The sequence below is a fragment of the Tessaracoccus caeni genome (genome assembly GCF_029211185.1).
In the GTDB taxonomy this organism is placed as follows: Bacteria; Actinomycetota; Actinomycetes; order Propionibacteriales; family Propionibacteriaceae; genus Arachnia; species Arachnia caeni.
The window spans coordinates 74,858-92,088 of the sequence record NZ_JARGDO010000012.1; the positions used below are offsets into that span (position 1 = coordinate 74,858).

Sequence of the window (17,231 nt, forward strand, 5' to 3'; positions counted from 1 at the left end):
ACCTCCCAGAAGGGACGGCGGCGGACGATGCCGCCCGCCGCCGACCTCACTGGTTGTCGGTTACTGCTCGTCCGTCGGCCACGCCGAGTCGATGAACTTCAGCGTGGTGTCGAGATCGGTACGGCCGGAGGTGTAGTCGACCATGCCGGTCCAGAACGAACCCGCACCCACGGCGCCGGGCATCTGGTCGGAACCGTCGAAGCGGAACAGCGTCGCGTCGGACACCGAAGCGGCAACGGCGCGCAGGGTCTCATTGGGGTACTTCGAGGTGTCGAAGGACTTCAGCGGGGACAGCCATGCACCGGTGTCGGACTGCTTCTCACCGAAGGTGGGATCGGTGGTCATGAAGGCCATGACCTTCTTGACGTTGTCGTCGTTCGCGGTGAACGCGGCAGCCATGTCGCCGCCGCCGAGGAAGGCGCTCTCGCCCTTCACCGACGGGGTCAGGAACATGCCGACGATGTCGTCGAGCTGATCGAAGATCTCATCCGGGAAGAAGCCGCGCTGGGTGATGAAGTTGCCCTGCTTGCCGAGGTAGCACTTGGGATCCTCGTCGAACATCGGGTTCAGCGACTGCGCCATGGCGTTGGCGGAGGCGTTCTCGACGCCGCCGTAGACGTTGCCCGGGGTCATGATGATCTGATCGAAGATGGCGACGGCCTCGCGGATCTCGGGGCTGTCGAACTTGATCTCACCCGCGACCCACTTGTCGTAGACCTCGGCGCCGCCGGTCTGCAGGACGTAGTCCTCGATCCAGTCGGTGGCGGGCCAGCCGGTGGCCGGGCCCGACTCCATGCCGAAGCAGAGCGGGGTGTTGCCGTCGGCCTTGATCTTGTCGATCAGAGCCAGCAGCTCCTCGTGGTTGTTGGGCACGGTGTACCCGGCGGCCGTGAAGGCCGGCTTGTTGTACCAGTAGAACGACTTGCCGTTCATCGCCATCGGCGCGCCGTAGATGGTGCCGTCGACGGTGGCGGCATCGAGGAAGCCGGGAACGATGTCGGCCTGCAGCTTGGGCAGGTCGACCTGGCTCTCGAGCGACTGCAGCTTGCCGTCCTTGGCCATCTTCTGCAGGATGCCCGGCTGCGGGAAGATCGCGATGTCAGGCGCGTCGCCCGACTGCACCTTGGCGACGATCTGGATCTCGAACTCGTTGGACTGGATGAAGTCGAACGTCACGCCGTTGGCGTCACCCCAGGTCTTCATGTCCTCCTGGAACGCCTCCGACTGGTCGCCGGAGAAGGCGTACATGACCTGGATGGTCTCCTTGGCAGTGGCCTCGCCGGAGTTCCCGGACCCGGGATCGGGCTCGGTGCCACCTCCACCCAGACATGCAGTGAGGGCCAGGCTGGCCACGGCCAGACCAGCGACGAGGGATTGCTTGATGCGCATTTGCCTTGCTCCTTTGCAGCGGTTCTCCGGCGCGGTCGCGCGGAGTATCACCGCGCGAATGTAACATGACGCCCCTCTTGGCCGTCCAGCCTTCCGGGCAAACCTTTACCGAACTGTTATGCCTTGTGCCGCCGCGCTGACACGTGTAGCGGAGAACCCCACGAGGACTGACCTGACACGTGTAGCGCCCCTCGCGCTCCTCGAGGAGAGCGACTGGCAGCCAGAAGACAGTCCCAGCCCCTTCTTCACGCTCTTCGAGGCGCGAGGCCGCCCGCGGCCGAGCCTCGAGGAGAGCAACGGGCAGCCAGACGACAGTCCCAGTCCCTTCTTCACGCTCTTCGAGGTGCGAGGCCGCCCGCGGCCGAGCCTCGAGGAGAGCGACAGGCAGCCGGAAGACAGTCCCCGCCCCGGATCACGCTCTGTTCGAGGCTCCGGCTTCGGTGCTCGTTCCTCGCCCTGAGCCTCCGCACCTCAAAGAGCGTACTCACCGTCCGGGCCGGTGGCTCGGATCTGGAAGGTGCTCGTCGCGAGGTCGGCTGTCAGCACGGCGGTGTGGCCGTCCTTGGTCCACGTCATCTCCAGCTGATGCGCGGGCGTCTCCCCGATGGTGCACGTCGCGTCGAAGCCGAAGGCCGGGCAGTGGTTGCGGAAGCGGAGCAGCTCCAGCTGCTGCGCGACGATCGGCCGCTGCAGCCCCTCCGCCACCGTCTCCGGCGACAGGTTGGTGCGGTTGATCTCCTTGTGACCGCCGGCGCCAGCACGCTCGACGGCGGCGTGGTCGTTGCGGCCGGCGAACAGATCCAGGTACCAGATCTGCGGCTTGCCCGGCGTGAACAGCTGAATGGCTCGGGCCAGCAGCATCTTGGCCTCGTCCTCGCCCAGCGCGCTGAAGTACGTCGCGTTGACCTGGTAGTAGACGTTTTTCGCGCCGTGCAGATCCTTGACGTAGCCGCCCCTGCTGACGATGACGTCGATCAGCTCCTGGATGCGATCGTCGTCCAGCAGGCCTTGCAGGTCGAGCACCGGGATGCCGTCGTGGCAGCCGAGCATAGTGACGGTGTTGATCTTCCGCTCGATCACCTCGCCGATCCAGCGCCGGAGCACCGTGGTGTCCTGACGCTCGAAGGCGTCCAGCACCAGGCCGGGCAGGAAGAAGTCATAGGTGAGGAAGCCCTTGTCGGCGATGGTCTGGTGGATGCCCTCGGCGTAGCGCGAGTGGATCTCGGGCAGCAGCTGGACGCCGCGCGTGTCGGCGAGCTGCTTGACCTCCGCCAGCAGATCCCAGGTGCCGGGGTCGTTGAGGAAGTTGCGCTCCCCCGGCGCCTTGGGGGCGTAGGCGAAGGCGTCGAGGCGGACGATCCGCGCGCCGTAGCCGGCGAGCCGGTCGAGGGTCTCGGCGTAGAACTCCCACACCAGGGGCGACTGGATGTTGAGGTCCATCTGGCCCAGGTAGCGGCGCTTCGATTCGAGCAGCTCCACCACCGCGTCGCGCGCGGCCTCGTAGCCGGCGAAGTCGACATCGGCCGGGCGGCCGCCGTCGGCGAGCGTGGCGGCGATCCGGCCCACCAGCTCCTCGGCGCTGCCGTACTGCAGGCCCGTGGCCTCCATCAGATCCTGCGGATCAGGGGTGGTGTAGCGCACCTCTTGGTAGAAGGTGTTCCAGTAGGGCTTCTCGGTGCCGTCGGGCATCCGCACCATCAGGATCGGCAGGCCGGCCTTGCGGAAGAACATGTCCTTGATCAGCTCGGGATCGGGCTGGATCCAGCCGCCCTCGGTGAGTTCGCCGTGCCCGGCCCAGAAGGCGTTCCAGTCGATGAAGAAGTCGGCGTAGCGGGAGCGCTCGCCGTTTCGCAGGATGTCCTGGAACTGGGGCGAGAGCACCGAGGCGTGGTTGAGGATGAAGTCGAACTTCAGGTCCACGCCCGCGTCGACCAGCGCCGGCAGATCCTCGGGCGAGGTGAGCCGCTCGCTCAGGTCGTAGGAGATCACGGAGAAGCCGCGGTCGAGGTCGGTGTTGAAGACGCTCGGCAGCAGGTAGGCCGACTCGAACGCGCCGGCCACTGCGGGATCGGTGAGCAGGTCGACGGTGCCCGAGAGGCGCTCGCCGATGCTGTCGGGGTAGACGTTGAGCATGGGGCCGCTGCCCGGCAGGTGGCGTCCCATCGTGCGCAGGTAGGCGTCGTAGTCGAGCAGCTCACCGTTCTTCGCGACGATGATCGCCGCGCGGTGCGCCTGCGAGTGCAGCAGCTCCTGCTCGAGTTCGAGCACCATCGTGGTGAACGGGCTGTCGGTGCCGCCGTCGCGGTTGCGGGCGCGACGGTGCGCCAGCGTCTCGGCGGGGGTGCTGTTGAGCAGGATCGGGATGTCGACGCCGCGAAGGTTGTCGTTGTTTCCGTGGGTCCACTCGACGACCAGCACGGGGACGTCGCTCACGTCGACGGCGTCGTACCAGAGCTGGTCGGGGGTACGACCCATGCGCTTGAGGGTGAGCGCGTCGGCACCGTCGTGGAAGGCCGCGAGGATGGCGTTGACTTCGTCGAAGTCGATCTCGTTGGACGTTCCCAGGTAACCGGTGAGGCCGCGTCGGCCCGCCTTCTGATAGGTGGCCAGCCAGGGGTGTTCGGCGCGCTGGGCAGGATCGGCGTCCTGGTCTGCGGCCTGGAGCTGGGCGAGCTGCTCGCGCACCGCGTCGTCGTAGAGACCCTCGGCCACCAGGCCCTGAACGCCGGAGACGCGGAAGGTGCGCAGGCGCTCGGCGTCGTTGGCGCTGGGCACGCGACGCGGGTAGTTGTCGCCCGACATCACGTAGGCGCCGATGCCCGCCGCCTTGAGCGCGTGCGCCAGCAGCGACCCGATCTCGGACTTGCCGACGCCCGACCCGCCGTGCACGGAGATCACCGCGCGGCCGCCGTCGGCCAGCAGGGGCTCCAGCCGGCGCTGCAGCTCGGGCCAGATGATGTCGGCCTTGTCCAGGTGCGACTCCGAGATCTGGATCTTGTCACCGGGCATGTCCCCCGCGACGAGCGCGTCGAGGTCCATCGATCGGAAGGTGCTCTCCATGTGTTGTCTCTCCAGCTTCTTCGGGGGGTCAGGGGGTTTCAGCCAAGGTCGCCACGAGGACGGCCTTGATGGTGTGCATGCGGTTCTCGGCCTGGTCGAAGACGATGCTGGCCGGCGACTCGAACACCTCGTCGGTCACCTCGACGCCGTTCAGACCGAACTCGTCGAACAACGCCTTGCCGACGCTGGTCTCCAGGTCGTGGAAGGCCGGCAGGCAGTGCATGAACTTCACGTCGGGGTTGCCGGTGGCGGCGAGCAGTTCGGCGTTGACCTGATAGTCGCGCAGCAGCGCGATCCGCTCGGCCCACACCTCCTTGGGCTCGCCCAGCGACACCCACACGTCGGTGTAGACGAAGTCGACGCCGGCGACGCCCGTGGCCACGTCGTCGGTGATGGTGATCCGGGCCCCGGTCTGCTCGGCCAGGCGACGAGCCTCGGCGACGATCTCGGGCGCGTTCTGCTGAGCCACCGGAGCCACCATGCGCACGTCCATGCCCATCAGCGCGCCCGAGATGAGCAGCGAGTTGCCGACGTTGTTGCGGGCGTCGCCCAGGAAGGCGAAGGCGATCTGCTCGATCGGCTTGCCGCTGTGCTCCAGCATGGTGAGCTGGTCGGCGAGCATCTGGGTGGGATGCCAGTCGTCGGTGAGGCCGTTGTAGACGGGCACCCCGGCGTGCGCGGCTAGCGTGTCGACGGCGGCCTGGGCAGAGCCGCGGAACTCGATGCCGTGGTACCAGCGACCCAGCACCCGCGCGGTGTCGGCGGCCGACTCCTTGTGCCCGATCTGCGAGCCCGACGGGTCGAGATAGGTGGTGTTGCCGCCCTGCTCGAGCATCGCGACCTCGAAGGCGCAGCGGGTGCGCGTCGACGTCTTCTCGAACAGCAGGGCGACATTCTTGCCCACCAGGCGCTGACGCTCACGACCCTCGGCGCGCTCCCGCTTCAACTCCGCCGACAGCTCCAGCAGCGAGCGCCACTCGTCGGGGGTGAAGTCGAGTTCTTTGAGGAAGCTACGGCCGTGCAGACTCATCGTCGATCGCCTTTCGCGGGTGCGGGAGTCCTCAGAATATCCGCCGGAGCGACGGGGTGGGGCCGGGTATCCCGCTGAACGGCAGGTGCCGGCTGCCCGCGGGCCGGGTTAGGCTCCCCTCATGAGCGTTCCCACACCGCAGCCGTACCCGCCCCGGATGCCCCAGCCCCAGAGCAACGGCCTGGGCAAGACGGCCTTCATCATCTCCGTGGTGGTTGTCTTCCTTGGCCACGTATCGAGTTGGGGCAGCCAGTACCTCTTGTTCAGCGATCCCGGCAACTACGCCGCGAACTCCGTGATCTACGCGGTGAGCGCCGCGATTCTCGGCGTCATGTCGATCATCGCGCTGATCCTGGGGCTTCTCGCCCTCTCTCGGACGGGGCTCTCCAAGACGCTGGCGGCGGTCGCCATCGCACTGAGTGCGACGAACCTGCTGGGGCTGGCGAGCGGCTTCGTCATGCCCATCGTCATGAACGCCCTCATCCAATAACAGCGTCCAGGATCGCGTCCATCGCCGCCTCGATGTCGGCGAGCGTCTCTTTGAAGCCGACCTCCGGCCCGTACCAGGGATCGTCGAGCGGGGTGCCCTTCGGCATCGCCGGGTTGAAGTCGTTGAGCAGGGCGAGGTTCTCGGCATCCGGGGCAAGTCGGAGCATCCGGGAGATGTGATGGGGCTCGGCCGCGACCACCAGGTCGGCGGCCTCGATGTCCTCACGAGAGATGCGCCGCGCGCGGTGTCCCGTCGCGTCGTAGCCGGCGGCCTGGAGAACGCGGGCGGCCCGACGGTCGATGGGGTTGCCGGATTCCTCGCTGGACACGCCGAAACTCACGATGTTCAGGTCCAGTTCGCGCTGGGCTGCGCGTCGTCGCGCGACGCGTTCCGCCATCGGGGAGCGGCAGATGTTGCCGTGACACACGAAGATCAGGGTGCTCATCCCGCTACCTTAGGCCCCTTCACCGCCGCGTCCCGTGCACAAATCTGCGTATCCGCGAAGGCCTCGCTATATACGGGAGGCCTTCGCGTGCAGGCAGATTTGTGCACGATGTCCGGACGCGGAGCGGCGGAAACGGACTGTCTGCGGAGCCGGGTACGATGAGCGCATGCAAATCTTGGTGGTCGACGATGATCAGGCCGTGCGTGATTCTCTCGCTCGGTCGCTCAAGTACTCCGGCGACGATGTCATCACAGCCAACGACGGGATCGAGGCCCTGGCGAAGCTCGCCGGCCACACCCCCGACGCGGTGATCATGGACGTCATGATGCCTCGTCTGGACGGCCTGGAGACCACCCGGATGCTGCGCGAGAGCGGCAACGACGTGCCCATCCTCATCCTGACAGCGCGCGACGCCGTCGGCGACCGCGTCGACGGTCTGGACGCCGGCGCCGACGACTACATGGTCAAGCCTTTCGCGCTCGACGAGCTGTTAGCCCGGTTGCGCGCACTCACCCGGCGCGCGAAGCCGACCACGGAGTCCGAGTCGGAGTCTCGGGTGCTGTCCTTCCAGGACATGACGCTCGACACGCAACACCGCGAAGTCACGCGCAGCGGCCAGCACATCTCGCTCACTCGCACCGAGTTCGCGCTGCTGCAGGTGTTCATGGAGAACCCGCGCAGGGTGCTGGAGCGCAACACGTTGCTCAACGAGGTGTGGGGCGTCGAGTTCCCCACCACCGCCAACTCGCTCGAGGTCTACATCGGCTACTTGCGCCGCAAGACCGAGATCGGCAATCGTCCCCGGCTGATTCACACCGTCCGAGGCGTCGGCTACGTCCTGCGTGAAACGCCCCCGTGATCGGTAGCCAATGGATCCGGATCCGGCGAGCGGTTGGCCGGCTGGTCTCTGGGCAGTCGCTGCAATGGCGGATGGCCCTCTTGTCGGCCCTCAGCGTCGCGCTCTCGGTGCTGTTCGTCGGCGCATCCGGCTATTGGATCACCCGTTGGTCTTTGCTCGATCAGCTCGACCAGGATCTGGTGCGCACCGCCCGTCAGGCGGCGTCGACGATCTCCAGCGATCTCAGCAACCTGGGCGGGCTCACGCCTGAGGCGCTCGGGTCCGGCAGCGCAGTGCTGTCGCTGGTCGGCGCGGACGGCACCGACAAGCCTGCGCCTGGGCAGTCGATCAAGCTCGCGATCGGGTCCGACGAGATCGCCATCGCGCGCCTTCAGTCGGGCACCTCGGTACGCACGGAGCTGGCCAGCAACGGCGATCCGTATCGCGTCGTGTCGGTGCCCATGGAGGTCGGCGGCATCTATTACTCGGTGATGTACGGGCGCCCCATGGAGTCCACCTACCGCACCCTCGACTCGCTGCGCTGGGCCATGGTGCTCGCCGGTTCGCTCGGCGTGCTGGCCGCCACCGTCGCCGCGTTGGCGGTTGCTCGCACCGCGCTGACCCCGCTGCGTCGCCTCTCGACCGCGGTCAAGGAAGTCACCACCACCGATCAGCTCAACCCCATCCGCATCTACGGACGCGACGAGCTGGGCGAACTGACGCAGTCGTTCAACACCATGCTGCGTTCGCTGCAGCACTCGCGCGAGCAGCAACGTCAGCTGATCGCCGACGCGGGCCATGAGCTGCGCACGCCGCTCACGTCGATGCGCACCAACGTCGAGCTGCTCGTCGCCGACGACACCTCCGGCATGCTCCCCGAAGGGGCACGGGGAGAGATCCTGGCCGACGTGGCTGCGCAGCTGGGCGAGTTCACAGCGCTGGTGGGAGACCTCGTGGCCTTGACCCGAGACGATCACCTGCAGCGTCCGCACGAACTGCTCGACCTCGCCGAGGTGCTGGAGGCGGCCATCGCGCGGGCTCAGCGTCGCGGACCGGGAATCACCTTCAACCTCAACATCGCGCCGTCGCCTGTGATGGGCGACGCCTCCACGCTGGAGCGCGCGCTCACCAACCTGCTGGACAACGCAGTGAAATTCTCGCCGCCCGACGGCGCGATCGAGGTGAGCCTCGAAGACGGCACGGTCACCATCGTCGATCATGGTCCGGGCATCGCCGAGGAAGACCTACCGCACATCTTCGATCGTTTCTACCGCTCCGACCGGGCACGAAACACGCCTGGCACCGGCCTTGGTCTCGCGATCGTCGCGCACACCGCCGAGGCCCACGGCGGCTCGGCGCGAGCCGGCAACCATCCGGAGGGCGGCGCTCGTTTCGTCTTCAAGGTGCCCCTGCTCGACCCCGAGGAGGAGTTCGAGTCGTGAGGCGACACTTCACCCCGGCGATACGCATGGGGGTGTCGATCGGCGTCGCCACCGGGCTGTACGCCATCTCTTTCGGGGCGTTGGCGGTGACCGCCGGCCTGAGCGTGCTGCAGACCTCCGCGCTCTCTCTGCTGATGTTCACCGGTGGCTCGCAGTTCGCCTACGTGGGCGTGCTTGCGGGAGGCGGGCCAGGGGCGTCGGCGACGGCGGCCGCGTCGCTGCTCGGCATCCGCAATGCCATCTACGGCGTGCCGATGAATGCGCTGCTGCGCCCCCTGAGCTGGCGACGACTAGCCCAGGCCCAGCTGACCATCGACGAGTCGGTGGCCACCGCGTCGGCCCAGGACTCCCAGGACGAGGCTCGGCGTGGTTTCTGGGCGGCGGGGATCGCCGTGTATGTGTTCTGGAACATCTTCACCGTCGTCGGAGCGCTGCTCGGTCAGGCCCTCGGCGACACCCGGGCATGGGGCTTGGACGGCGCGGCGGTGGCGGCCTTTCTGGGCCTGCTCTGGCCACGTTTGAAGGGCCGCGAACCACTGGCCATCGCTGCGGTGTCCGCCGTGGCGACGGTGCTCGTCGTCCCCTTCGCGCCAGCCGGCATCCCCATCGTGGTAGCCGCGGTGGTGGCCGCTGTCATTACCTGGCTCCAACCCCGCTCCCGGCAGGTCGCCCCATGACCACTCTCCCCTGCCCCGCGCGCTGCCGCCGCCCCGGCCTCCGCACTCGCTGCCCACACCCCCAGACCCCTATCCGCTGCCCACACCCCGCCCCAGCCAATCCAGGAAAATCGGCCAATGGCCGATTTTGCGGTGTCGTGTGCCAAAAATCGGCCATAAGGTGGGTGATCCGATGAGCACCTGGACCTGGATTCTCATCGCCTGCGGCATCGCGTATGTGACGAAACTCGTCGGCTATCTCCTGCCGCACGCTTGGCTGGAGCAGCCTCGCGTCCAGCGCACGGCCGCGGGCATGACCGTCGGCCTGCTGGCGTCGCTGGTCGCCGTGAACACCTTCGTCACGGTCACGTCCCTCACCTTCGACGCCCGCCTAGCGGCCCTCGTCGCGGCAACCATCGCACTCCTCCTGCGCGCCCCGTTCCTGGTCGTCGTGATCGTCGGAGCGGCGACCACGGCGGGCGCCCGCGCACTAGCCTTCTAGCCCAAGACTCGAAACAGGCCCTAGTCAGCTGGACGACATCGACGCCGGGCGGACGAGACATATCCACGTACTTATCCACAGGGTTTTCCACCAGTGTGCACAAGTTACACCGATGTGATTGCCGTCCTGCGCGCGCCAGGACTCGGCATGGCTGACGCTCGAGAGTCATCGCCGGGGCGCAGGTTCAGCTATCCGACGAAGGTGAGAGTCCCGAGCGCACCCACCCTGATTTCTCGCACGGACCGCCAGCAGCGCGCACCCGACGACAACAAAACCACCGACGATGGTGAGCCAGCCGATGCGCTCATGCAGGAACAGGCCGAGCCCACCGGCTGCTATCTCCGGCTCAACTACTCCGGCGCCAAACCCGGAGCCTTCCCCGAGGCCGCACGCATCATCGGCCGACATTGCTAGCCTTCCACTCGGGAGACCTTTAGGAGGCTTGCATGTCGAGGACGGTTCTGGCGGCGCGATGAAGATCCAGCTCGCGATCGATGACATAGCACTGACGGAGGCCGTCGGCTTGTGTTCGGAGGTGGCCGACTACGTCGACATCATCGAGATCGGCACGCCGATGATCATCCAGGAAGGGATGCGTGCGGTGCGGGCGATCCGGGAAGCACTGCCCGATCACCAGATCCTGGCAGACACCAAGATCATGGATGCTGGCGCATATGAGGCCGAGTTGGCCTTCGCCGCCGGCGCCGACTATTGCACGGTGCTCGGGGTGACCGACGATCTCACGATCACCGCGTGCCTCAAGGCCGCCTCGGCCAAGACTGGAGGGGTGTTCGTCGATCTGATCTGTGTACCGGACGTGGCGCAGCGGACCCGTGAGTTGGAGGGTCTCGGGGTGGAGCTGATCGCGGTCCATACCGGGGTCGATCGGCAGGCCGAAGGGGTGACGCCGTTCGCGGAGTTTCTCCAGGTCAAGGCTGCCAGCACTGCGTCGACGATCTCGGTGGCCGGCGGCATCAACGAGGACACCATCGGGCAGTACCTGGCTGAGGGCTGCGACATCGTGGTGATCGGGGCCGGCATCACGAAGGCTTCCGATCCCGTGGCGGCCGCGCGCCGGCTGTCGGCGTTGGCAGGACGGGGTACAGAGAACTCATGAGCGTCACTAAGAACCTCTCCCTGATCCTGGCCGAACTCACCGCCAACCAGCGCCACATCGAAGAAGAAGGCCTACAAGCACTGGTCAACCAGATCCTCCAGGCCAACCATGTTTTCCTCGCCGGCTCAGGTCGCTCCGGCGTCGCCATCCGCGGCTTCGCCAACCGCCTGATGCACCTCGGAAAGTCCGTTTCCTTGGTCGGCGACATCAGCAGCCCCCACAGCACCCCCGGCGACCTCCTCATCATCGGATCAGGCTCCGGCGAAACCGAGAGCCTGGTCGCGCTCGCCCACAAGGCCAAGCGCAGCGACGTCAGGATCGGGCTGATCACCATGGACGCCGCCTCCACCATCGGGCAGCTCGCCGACGCTGTCGTCGTGCTTCCCGGGGTATCACCCAAACTGCAGGGCGCGGCGCAGGTCACCTCGATCCAGCCGATGGGATCCGCCTTCGAGCAGATCTCGTTCCTCACCTACGACGCGATCATCCTCGAACTCATGCAGCGGACGGGCCAGACCACCGACACCATGTTCCCCCGCCACGCCGACCTGGAGTGACCCGCGGGCCCGATCTACCGCATGCTGCTCAGATCGCTCTGGTGAGAAGAGCAGCCACTCAGCCGAGGTAGGCGATCCGCTGGAGCTCGAACATCTCGCGATAGCGTCCGTTCAGGGCCATCAGTTCCGCGTGGGTGCCTTGTTCGATGATCTGTCCTTCGTCGACGACGAGGATCCGGTCGGCGAGGTACGCGGCGGAGTAGCGGTGGGAGATCATCACCGAGATCGTTCCACGGGCAACAGCCGCCTGGCGCGCGGTGACGGCGAAGGACTGGAAGAGCTCGAACTCGGCGTGGGCGTCCAACGCGGAGGTCGGCTCGTCGAGCACGAGGAGCAGCGGCTCTTGGCGCATCCTGGAGCGCGCCAGCGCGATCAACTGCCATTGCCCGTGCGAGAGGTCGGTGCCCCGGCGCGGGGCGAGCGAGGTGTCGATTCCGTCTGGAAGGCTCGCGACGAAGTCGCCGGCGTTGCCCACAGCGATCGCCGCCTCGATGGCGTCCCGCTCGTCGATCCTCGCTGGATCACCGATACCGACGGCCTCACGGACCGTGAATCGCGGCTTCATGAAGTCCTGGAAAGCGCCGGAAGTCCGCTGCCGCCAGGCCACTGGTTCCACCTCGACGCCGTCGACAAGCAACCGGCCACGGGTGGGCTCGAGCAAGCCGAGAAGCAGGTTGGCCAACGTCGTCTTTCCAGCACCGTTCTCTCCGACGACGGCGATCAGCGCGCCGCGCGGGAGATCCAGATCGATGGCGGTCAACGTCGGCCGCGAGGACCGGGCATAGGTGAATCCCACGTCCTCCAGACGCAGGCCCTGACGCAGGTCGCCATCGCGCGGCATCGGGCGCGACGAACGGCCGGCCCGGTCACGAATGCGAGCCGTCGCCCTCACGGTCGACACGAACGGACCGATCTCGTTGGCCTGGGCGATAGCGAGGGAAAGCTGGCCGCGCAGGCCGATCGTCAGCACGATGACGAGCACCAGATCGCCGGTGGTGTGCCTGCCGGCCGTGATGCCGTCCGCGACGATCAACAGTCCCACGACCAGCGCGACCCCCAAGCCAAGCCATCCCGCGGCGGGCCAGCGGAGCGCCCTCATCTTGATCCGCAGGCGACGGTCGGCGATCTCGGTCCACAGCTCCCCCGCCGCGTCACTGAGCACGGGCCCGCAATCATACGAGCGGATCTCCTCGACGCCTCGCGGTTCGATGCAGACCTGGTGGAGGTGGCGCTCACTGCGCTCCAGCGGGGTCAGCCGTTCCGTCTCGCGCACCTCGGTGCGCGCCGCCACCAGGGACAGCACCAGCGAGAGCAGTACACCTGCGAGGATCACCAGCAGCCGCCAGTCCACCGCCAGCAGCAGCCAGATCGACAGTCCTAGCCCCGCGAGGCCCATCAGGTTCGAGAACAGCAGCCACGGAAGGTGGATCGGGCCGGCCGATTCGCGACGCACGCGCTCGAGGTCGTCGAGGAAGTCCGGGTCGCCGATGTCTTCGAAGGACGACCGGCGATCGATCAGGTCGAGCACCTCGGCGCGCAGCTCGGGCACAACACGATGCACCACCTGATCCCACAGGGGGCCACCGATGCGCGCCAGTGCAAGCCAGATCGTGAAGACGGCCCCCGCGCCCAGCGCGATCAACATGATCTGGTGTGGGCTTCCCTGTTCGGCCCCGTCGATCAGAGCGCGCTGGATCGCCGCCGACGCAGCGGTGGACGTCGCACCGAGGGCAGCGACGACGACCGCGAGGACCATCGCGATCCTCGTGCGATGCCAGCCGAGCCTCAGCGCCCGGCCCATTTCGCGCAGCACGCCCCTCATCCGATCTCCCGGAATCGGTCGGCCTGCGCGCGGAACATCGCCGCATAGGCGCCACCGGATCGCATGAGTTCGTCGTGCGAACCGATCTCGCCGATCCGCCCGTCCTCCAGCAGCGCGATGCGGTCGGCTCGGCGTACCGTCGACAGGCGATGGGTGATCAAGACGACGGTCACCCCGGGAAGCCCGGCCATCACCGTGTTGTAGAACTCCGTCTCCCCGCGCACGTCGAACTGCGACGTGGGCTCGTCCAGGATGAGGATGCGCTTTCCGCGCCAGGCGGCCAGGATCGCCCGGGCCAGCGTCAGCCGCTGCCACTGGCCACCCGAGAGATCAGTGGTGGGTCCGGTCGTGTTCCACAGTGCCGTCGAGAGCGTGATGCCCCGCTGCCGGAGTCCGTCGGCAAGGCCGGCGAGCGTCAACGCCTCCCAGACCTCGTCGTCGGACGCGGTCGCACCAAGGGTGACGTTCATACGCACATCCAGCGGGAGCCGCAGCGCATCCTGGTTCATGATCGCCACCACCGACGACCCGCCGCTTTCGGGGTCGGTCGCGGAGACTCCGTCGAAGCGGATGTCACCGGCTTGCGGGGCGTAGAGGCCGCTGATCAGCTTGGTCAGCGTCGATTTTCCGGCGCCGTTTCGGCCGACGATCGCGAGCCGCTCGCCCGGGATCAGTGTGAGGGACACCGACTGGAGCACCGGCCGGTCGCGATAGCCGAAGGCCACGCGCTCCAGCACCACCTCGGGCGCCGAACGGTGAGCCGCCGGGGCGTCAAATGTGAGCGCCTGCGGTGCGGGGTGTGAGGCGCTCAACGACTCGATCCGACGGTAGGCGCGCATCGCCGAGAGCCCGTAGTCGATATCCCAGGCCTCCCAGCCCATGGTGGACATGCCCATCGCCCCGGTCACCGCGACCATCGCGACCGCAAGTTCGGGCGCGCTCAGACGACCCGCCGCTGCATCCAGCCCCAGGAGGCCGAACGACACCACGGCTAGGACGAACGCGATGATCCCCGTGAGCCACTGCTCCTGCGCGATCTTGACCAGCGCCCGGTAGCCCGCTTCCTTGGCCGCCACATGCCGCCCGTGCCACTGCTCAATGAGCCACGGGCCGAATCCGAAGACCGCGAACTCCCGCGCAAATCGGGGCTCGGCGAACGTCGCCGCGATGTCGTCCGCCTCGCGCCCGAGCGGAGCGTTGTCGTCCACGATGCGGAAGTACGGCACCCACTCCCCGCGCACGATCGCCCTGATCGCGAAGGCACCCGCGAGCGCCACCACCGCCACGACGACGTTGAAGGTCGCGATCACGACGCCGAGCGCCAGCGCTGCAAGGATTCGGAAGATCAGCCACAGCTGCCCGATCGCCGCCGCGCCGGGAGTGCGGCTGCGCCAGCTCACCGCGCCGGGGTCGCACACCCGCGACGCATCCGTCTGGAACTCGTCGCTCTCAACGATCGCGAAGGGCAGCACCTCGCTCGCCAGAAAGCGCACCCGCCGCCGGAGGTGCCCGTCGATCGACGACGTCACCCTCGCGACGAGCGGACCGTGGAACGCCATCGCCTGCTGCAGGACGACGATCGACACAGCCACACCCACGCCGGCCCAGACCGTCGCACCGACGTCTCCGGACGCGCGAAGCTGCCGCGTCAAGGCACCGGTCAGCAGGGAGGTCGCAACGGGCGCGCCCACGGTCACGATGCCCACCAGAACGAACAGGATCAGGGGCCGCCGTTCGGATACCAGAACGAGCCGGAGCAACTCCAGCCGCTCCGACATCATGTTCCGCACCCGGGACAACACCACCGACACCCTTCATTGCGACGCCGACCTTCACCCGAGCCTAACACGTGTTAGTTAGCTAGGGGCGACCCTTGCCATCCGAGGCGTCCGCACATAGGCTGCGGGCATCACAACCCATGGGCTCTGTCACGCGCGAGCGTGCATCCACGTTTCACCAACGTCCCGGAGAGAGCCCATGATGAGAGATCCCCATTCCACGCCGAACAACACCGCCGACGGCGGACAGCGTCACCATTCGGAACACGATGCCTTCGACCTGTTCACCGACGAACTGATCGAGGCCGCCGCAGCCAAAGACGGAGTGATCGGACTGGTTCTGCTCGGCTCCGCTTCTCAGACGGGTGCGCGTCGCCGCGACGAATGGTCGGATCACGACTTCTTCCTCGTAGCCGAACCGGGTCGCGGGATGGAGGCGAGGCGATCCCTCGATTGGCTCCCAGACCCACACCGCATCGTCACGACCGCTCGCGACGGCAGCATCGGCTTCACCGTCCTCTACGATGACGGCCACGTGCTCGAGTTCGCTCTCGCGGAAGCGACAGAGCTGGAGGGGGTCGTGGCCGGCGATGCCTCCGTCGTGATCGACGACGCGGCGGCGACAACCAGCACGTTGATAGCGCGCGCCCAGGGCCTCGCAACCAAGGCCGACCGCTTCGATCCGAGCAACGACGTGAGGCTTGCTCTGGTGAAGATCTTGATCGGAGTCGGTCGTCTTCGTCGCGGCGAGGCCATCAACGGAGGACAGTTCATCCGGACGTGGGTGGTCAACCACTTCCTGCGCGCGATCCGGGGTCGGTTCGGGGACGAGGCGACCACCGCACGCGACACCATCGATCCGACGAGACGATTCGAGATGGACTATCCCGTGTGGGCGGCACAGATCTCGGCAGCACTCGATCAACCCGCCGAGCGGGCGGCCCGTGACCTCTTCGCCCTCATTCGCGAGATTCTGGAACCCGACTGGGAGGACTTCCCGACAGCCGCCGCCAACACCGTCGCTCACCGCCTCGGCTGGAACTGAACAGAGATTCCCTCTAGCCGGAGGCTCCCGGAGGACGGCGACCACCCGATCGTCGAGGGGGCGCCCCGGCTTCTCCATGACCTCTTGAGAATAAAAGTGCCTGAGCGGGGGCTATCTGTACCTCTTGCACAGATCACCCCCGCTCAGGCACTTTTCCGCGCGGCACACGCCCAGCAGCGTCAGCCCCAGTCCAACTGAGATTCCGGGGTTCCCCGCGCACGGCCCCAAGCCTTAGCGGTCCTGCTGGCGTTCTCGTCGTCGATGCGAAAGCGAAACACCTTGTCAGCGAAGACGACGACCTTCTCGGCATCATCGACGGTGAAGTCTGCCCACCACCCGAGTTGGGGTTCGAGTGCCTGGGCAAAGGCATGGGCCAGATCATCGGCGAGTTCGTTGGGCGCCTCGAAGTCGATGAAAGTCCAGATGGTGGGCTGCTCGGCGACAGCGCCTGGCGTCACGGGGGCATCGCGCTCATCCGGCGGAGTCGTCGACCCGGTGACGTCGTGGCGTCCGAATCGTACCAGACGTAGGCCCGGCACCTCGATATCGACCCCGGGTTTGCAGCTCTCGGCAATGAGTCGTCCCTTGATCATGCGCCAATGATCACACGAGCCACACCCCACCGCAGGCCCGTCGCGCCTGTGCCCCTCGCCGGGAGGCCAACAGACTCGCAGGATGTCCTCATGAAGTCGCAGAACCGATAGCCTCCGTGGATGCGGATCGCTGGCATCGCGATCGTCGGCTCCAACGGCGTGGTCGGGAAGTGGCCGGGGGTATCGAGGTTGATTCCGTCAGCGGTCGGGCTTGTCTGGCGATCTGGGGTTAGCCAGGTCAGATCCGTCAGCATGCTGACGTCTGTGACCTGGCTATCCCCAGATCGCCGGGCAACCGAACGAAAATAACCTCGCGGATCCAGGCTTAGGCGGGAAGGGTGTAGAACTCAAGCGCGATGTTATCCGGGCCGCGGAACGAAAGCACGCGGCCGCTGATGCCGTCGACGATCTCGGAACGCGTCACACCCAACTCGTCGAGACGTTGGCCCCATGCCTCGATGGCGGCA

General features: G+C 67.0%; 16 protein-coding genes. 9 read left to right on the plus strand and 7 right to left on the minus strand.

Annotated features, from left to right (window positions below; translation table 11 throughout):
• Positions 1-60: 60 nt before the first annotated feature.
• From P0D62_RS11775 to argF, 3 genes are all read right to left on the minus strand, one after another.
• Positions 61-1,389, minus strand: a complete 1,329-nt coding sequence (locus tag P0D62_RS11775; protein WP_275702748.1) for an ABC transporter substrate-binding protein — start codon at positions 1,387-1,389, stop codon at positions 61-63.
• A 471-nt stretch (positions 1,390-1,860) separates the two neighbouring features.
• Entirely contained in the window at positions 1,861-4,449 is a 2,589-nt protein-coding gene (locus P0D62_RS11780; protein WP_275702749.1) for an alpha-amylase family protein, read from the minus strand.
• 28 nt (positions 4,450-4,477) lie between these two features.
• Positions 4,478-5,479, minus strand: coding sequence for an ornithine carbamoyltransferase (argF, locus tag P0D62_RS11785; RefSeq protein ID WP_275702750.1), 1,002 nt, complete (start codon positions 5,477-5,479; stop codon positions 4,478-4,480).
• Between the two features lie 121 nt (positions 5,480-5,600).
• Between argF and P0D62_RS11790 the strand changes: the two genes are divergently transcribed.
• Positions 5,601-5,969 carry a hypothetical protein gene (locus P0D62_RS11790; RefSeq protein ID WP_275702751.1) on the plus strand — a complete coding sequence of 123 codons (369 nt, stop codon included), beginning with the start codon at positions 5,601-5,603 and terminating at the stop codon, positions 5,967-5,969.
• Here the strand turns inward: P0D62_RS11790 and P0D62_RS11795 are convergent.
• Positions 5,959-6,414 (minus strand): low molecular weight protein-tyrosine-phosphatase, encoded by a 456-nt coding sequence (locus P0D62_RS11795; protein ID WP_275702752.1) that lies wholly within the window; start codon positions 6,412-6,414, stop codon positions 5,959-5,961. The genes P0D62_RS11790 and P0D62_RS11795 overlap by 11 nt on opposite strands.
• 166 nt (positions 6,415-6,580) lie before the next feature.
• Here P0D62_RS11795 and P0D62_RS11800 point away from each other — a divergent pair, with 166 nt between their 5' ends.
• From P0D62_RS11800 to hxlB, 7 genes are all read left to right on the plus strand, one after another.
• Complete coding sequence (locus P0D62_RS11800; protein ID WP_275702753.1) at positions 6,581-7,273, plus strand: response regulator transcription factor; 693 nt, start codon at positions 6,581-6,583, stop codon at positions 7,271-7,273.
• A complete protein-coding gene (locus P0D62_RS11805) occupies positions 7,270-8,694 on the plus strand; it encodes a sensor histidine kinase (RefSeq protein ID WP_275702754.1) in 1,425 nt (474 codons plus the stop codon). The genes P0D62_RS11800 and P0D62_RS11805 overlap by 4 nt, the downstream gene beginning before the upstream one ends.
• Positions 8,691-9,371 (plus strand): AzlC family ABC transporter permease, encoded by a 681-nt coding sequence (locus tag P0D62_RS11810; RefSeq protein WP_275702755.1) that lies wholly within the window; start codon positions 8,691-8,693, stop codon positions 9,369-9,371. The genes P0D62_RS11805 and P0D62_RS11810 overlap by 4 nt, the downstream gene beginning before the upstream one ends.
• Before the next feature lie 172 nt (positions 9,372-9,543).
• Positions 9,544-9,852 carry an AzlD domain-containing protein gene (locus P0D62_RS11815; RefSeq protein ID WP_275702756.1) on the plus strand — a complete coding sequence of 103 codons (309 nt, stop codon included), beginning with the start codon at positions 9,544-9,546 and terminating at the stop codon, positions 9,850-9,852.
• A gap of 147 nt (positions 9,853-9,999) precedes the next feature.
• A complete protein-coding gene (locus P0D62_RS11820) occupies positions 10,000-10,266 on the plus strand; it encodes a hypothetical protein (protein WP_275702757.1) in 267 nt (88 codons plus the stop codon).
• A 58-nt stretch (positions 10,267-10,324) separates the two neighbouring features.
• Positions 10,325-10,969 carry a 3-hexulose-6-phosphate synthase gene (hxlA, locus tag P0D62_RS11825; protein WP_275702758.1) on the plus strand — a complete coding sequence of 215 codons (645 nt, stop codon included), beginning with the start codon at positions 10,325-10,327 and terminating at the stop codon, positions 10,967-10,969.
• A complete protein-coding gene (gene hxlB, locus P0D62_RS11830) occupies positions 10,966-11,526 on the plus strand; it encodes a 6-phospho-3-hexuloisomerase (RefSeq protein ID WP_275702759.1) in 561 nt (186 codons plus the stop codon). Before hxlA ends, hxlB begins: the two co-directional genes overlap by 4 nt.
• Positions 11,527-11,584: 58 nt before the next feature.
• Here hxlB and P0D62_RS11835 read toward each other — a convergent pair whose 3' ends face one another.
• Positions 11,585-13,348: an ATP-binding cassette domain-containing protein gene (locus P0D62_RS11835; RefSeq protein WP_275702760.1), complete on the minus strand. Its 1,764-nt coding sequence runs from the start codon at positions 13,346-13,348 to the stop codon at positions 11,585-11,587.
• Complete coding sequence (locus P0D62_RS11840) at positions 13,345-15,159, minus strand: ATP-binding cassette domain-containing protein (RefSeq protein WP_275702761.1); 1,815 nt, start codon at positions 15,157-15,159, stop codon at positions 13,345-13,347. The genes P0D62_RS11835 and P0D62_RS11840 overlap by 4 nt, the downstream gene beginning before the upstream one ends.
• 166 nt (positions 15,160-15,325) lie before the next feature.
• Between P0D62_RS11840 and P0D62_RS11845 the strand changes: the two genes are divergently transcribed.
• Entirely contained in the window at positions 15,326-16,171 is an 846-nt protein-coding gene (locus P0D62_RS11845) for a hypothetical protein (protein ID WP_275702762.1), read from the plus strand.
• 179 nt (positions 16,172-16,350) lie between these two features.
• On the opposite strand, the gene P0D62_RS11850 is transcribed toward P0D62_RS11845, so the two are convergent.
• Positions 16,351-16,764, minus strand: a complete 414-nt coding sequence (locus P0D62_RS11850; RefSeq protein ID WP_275702763.1) for a hypothetical protein — start codon at positions 16,762-16,764, stop codon at positions 16,351-16,353.
• Between the last annotated feature and the right edge of the window lie 467 nt (positions 16,765-17,231).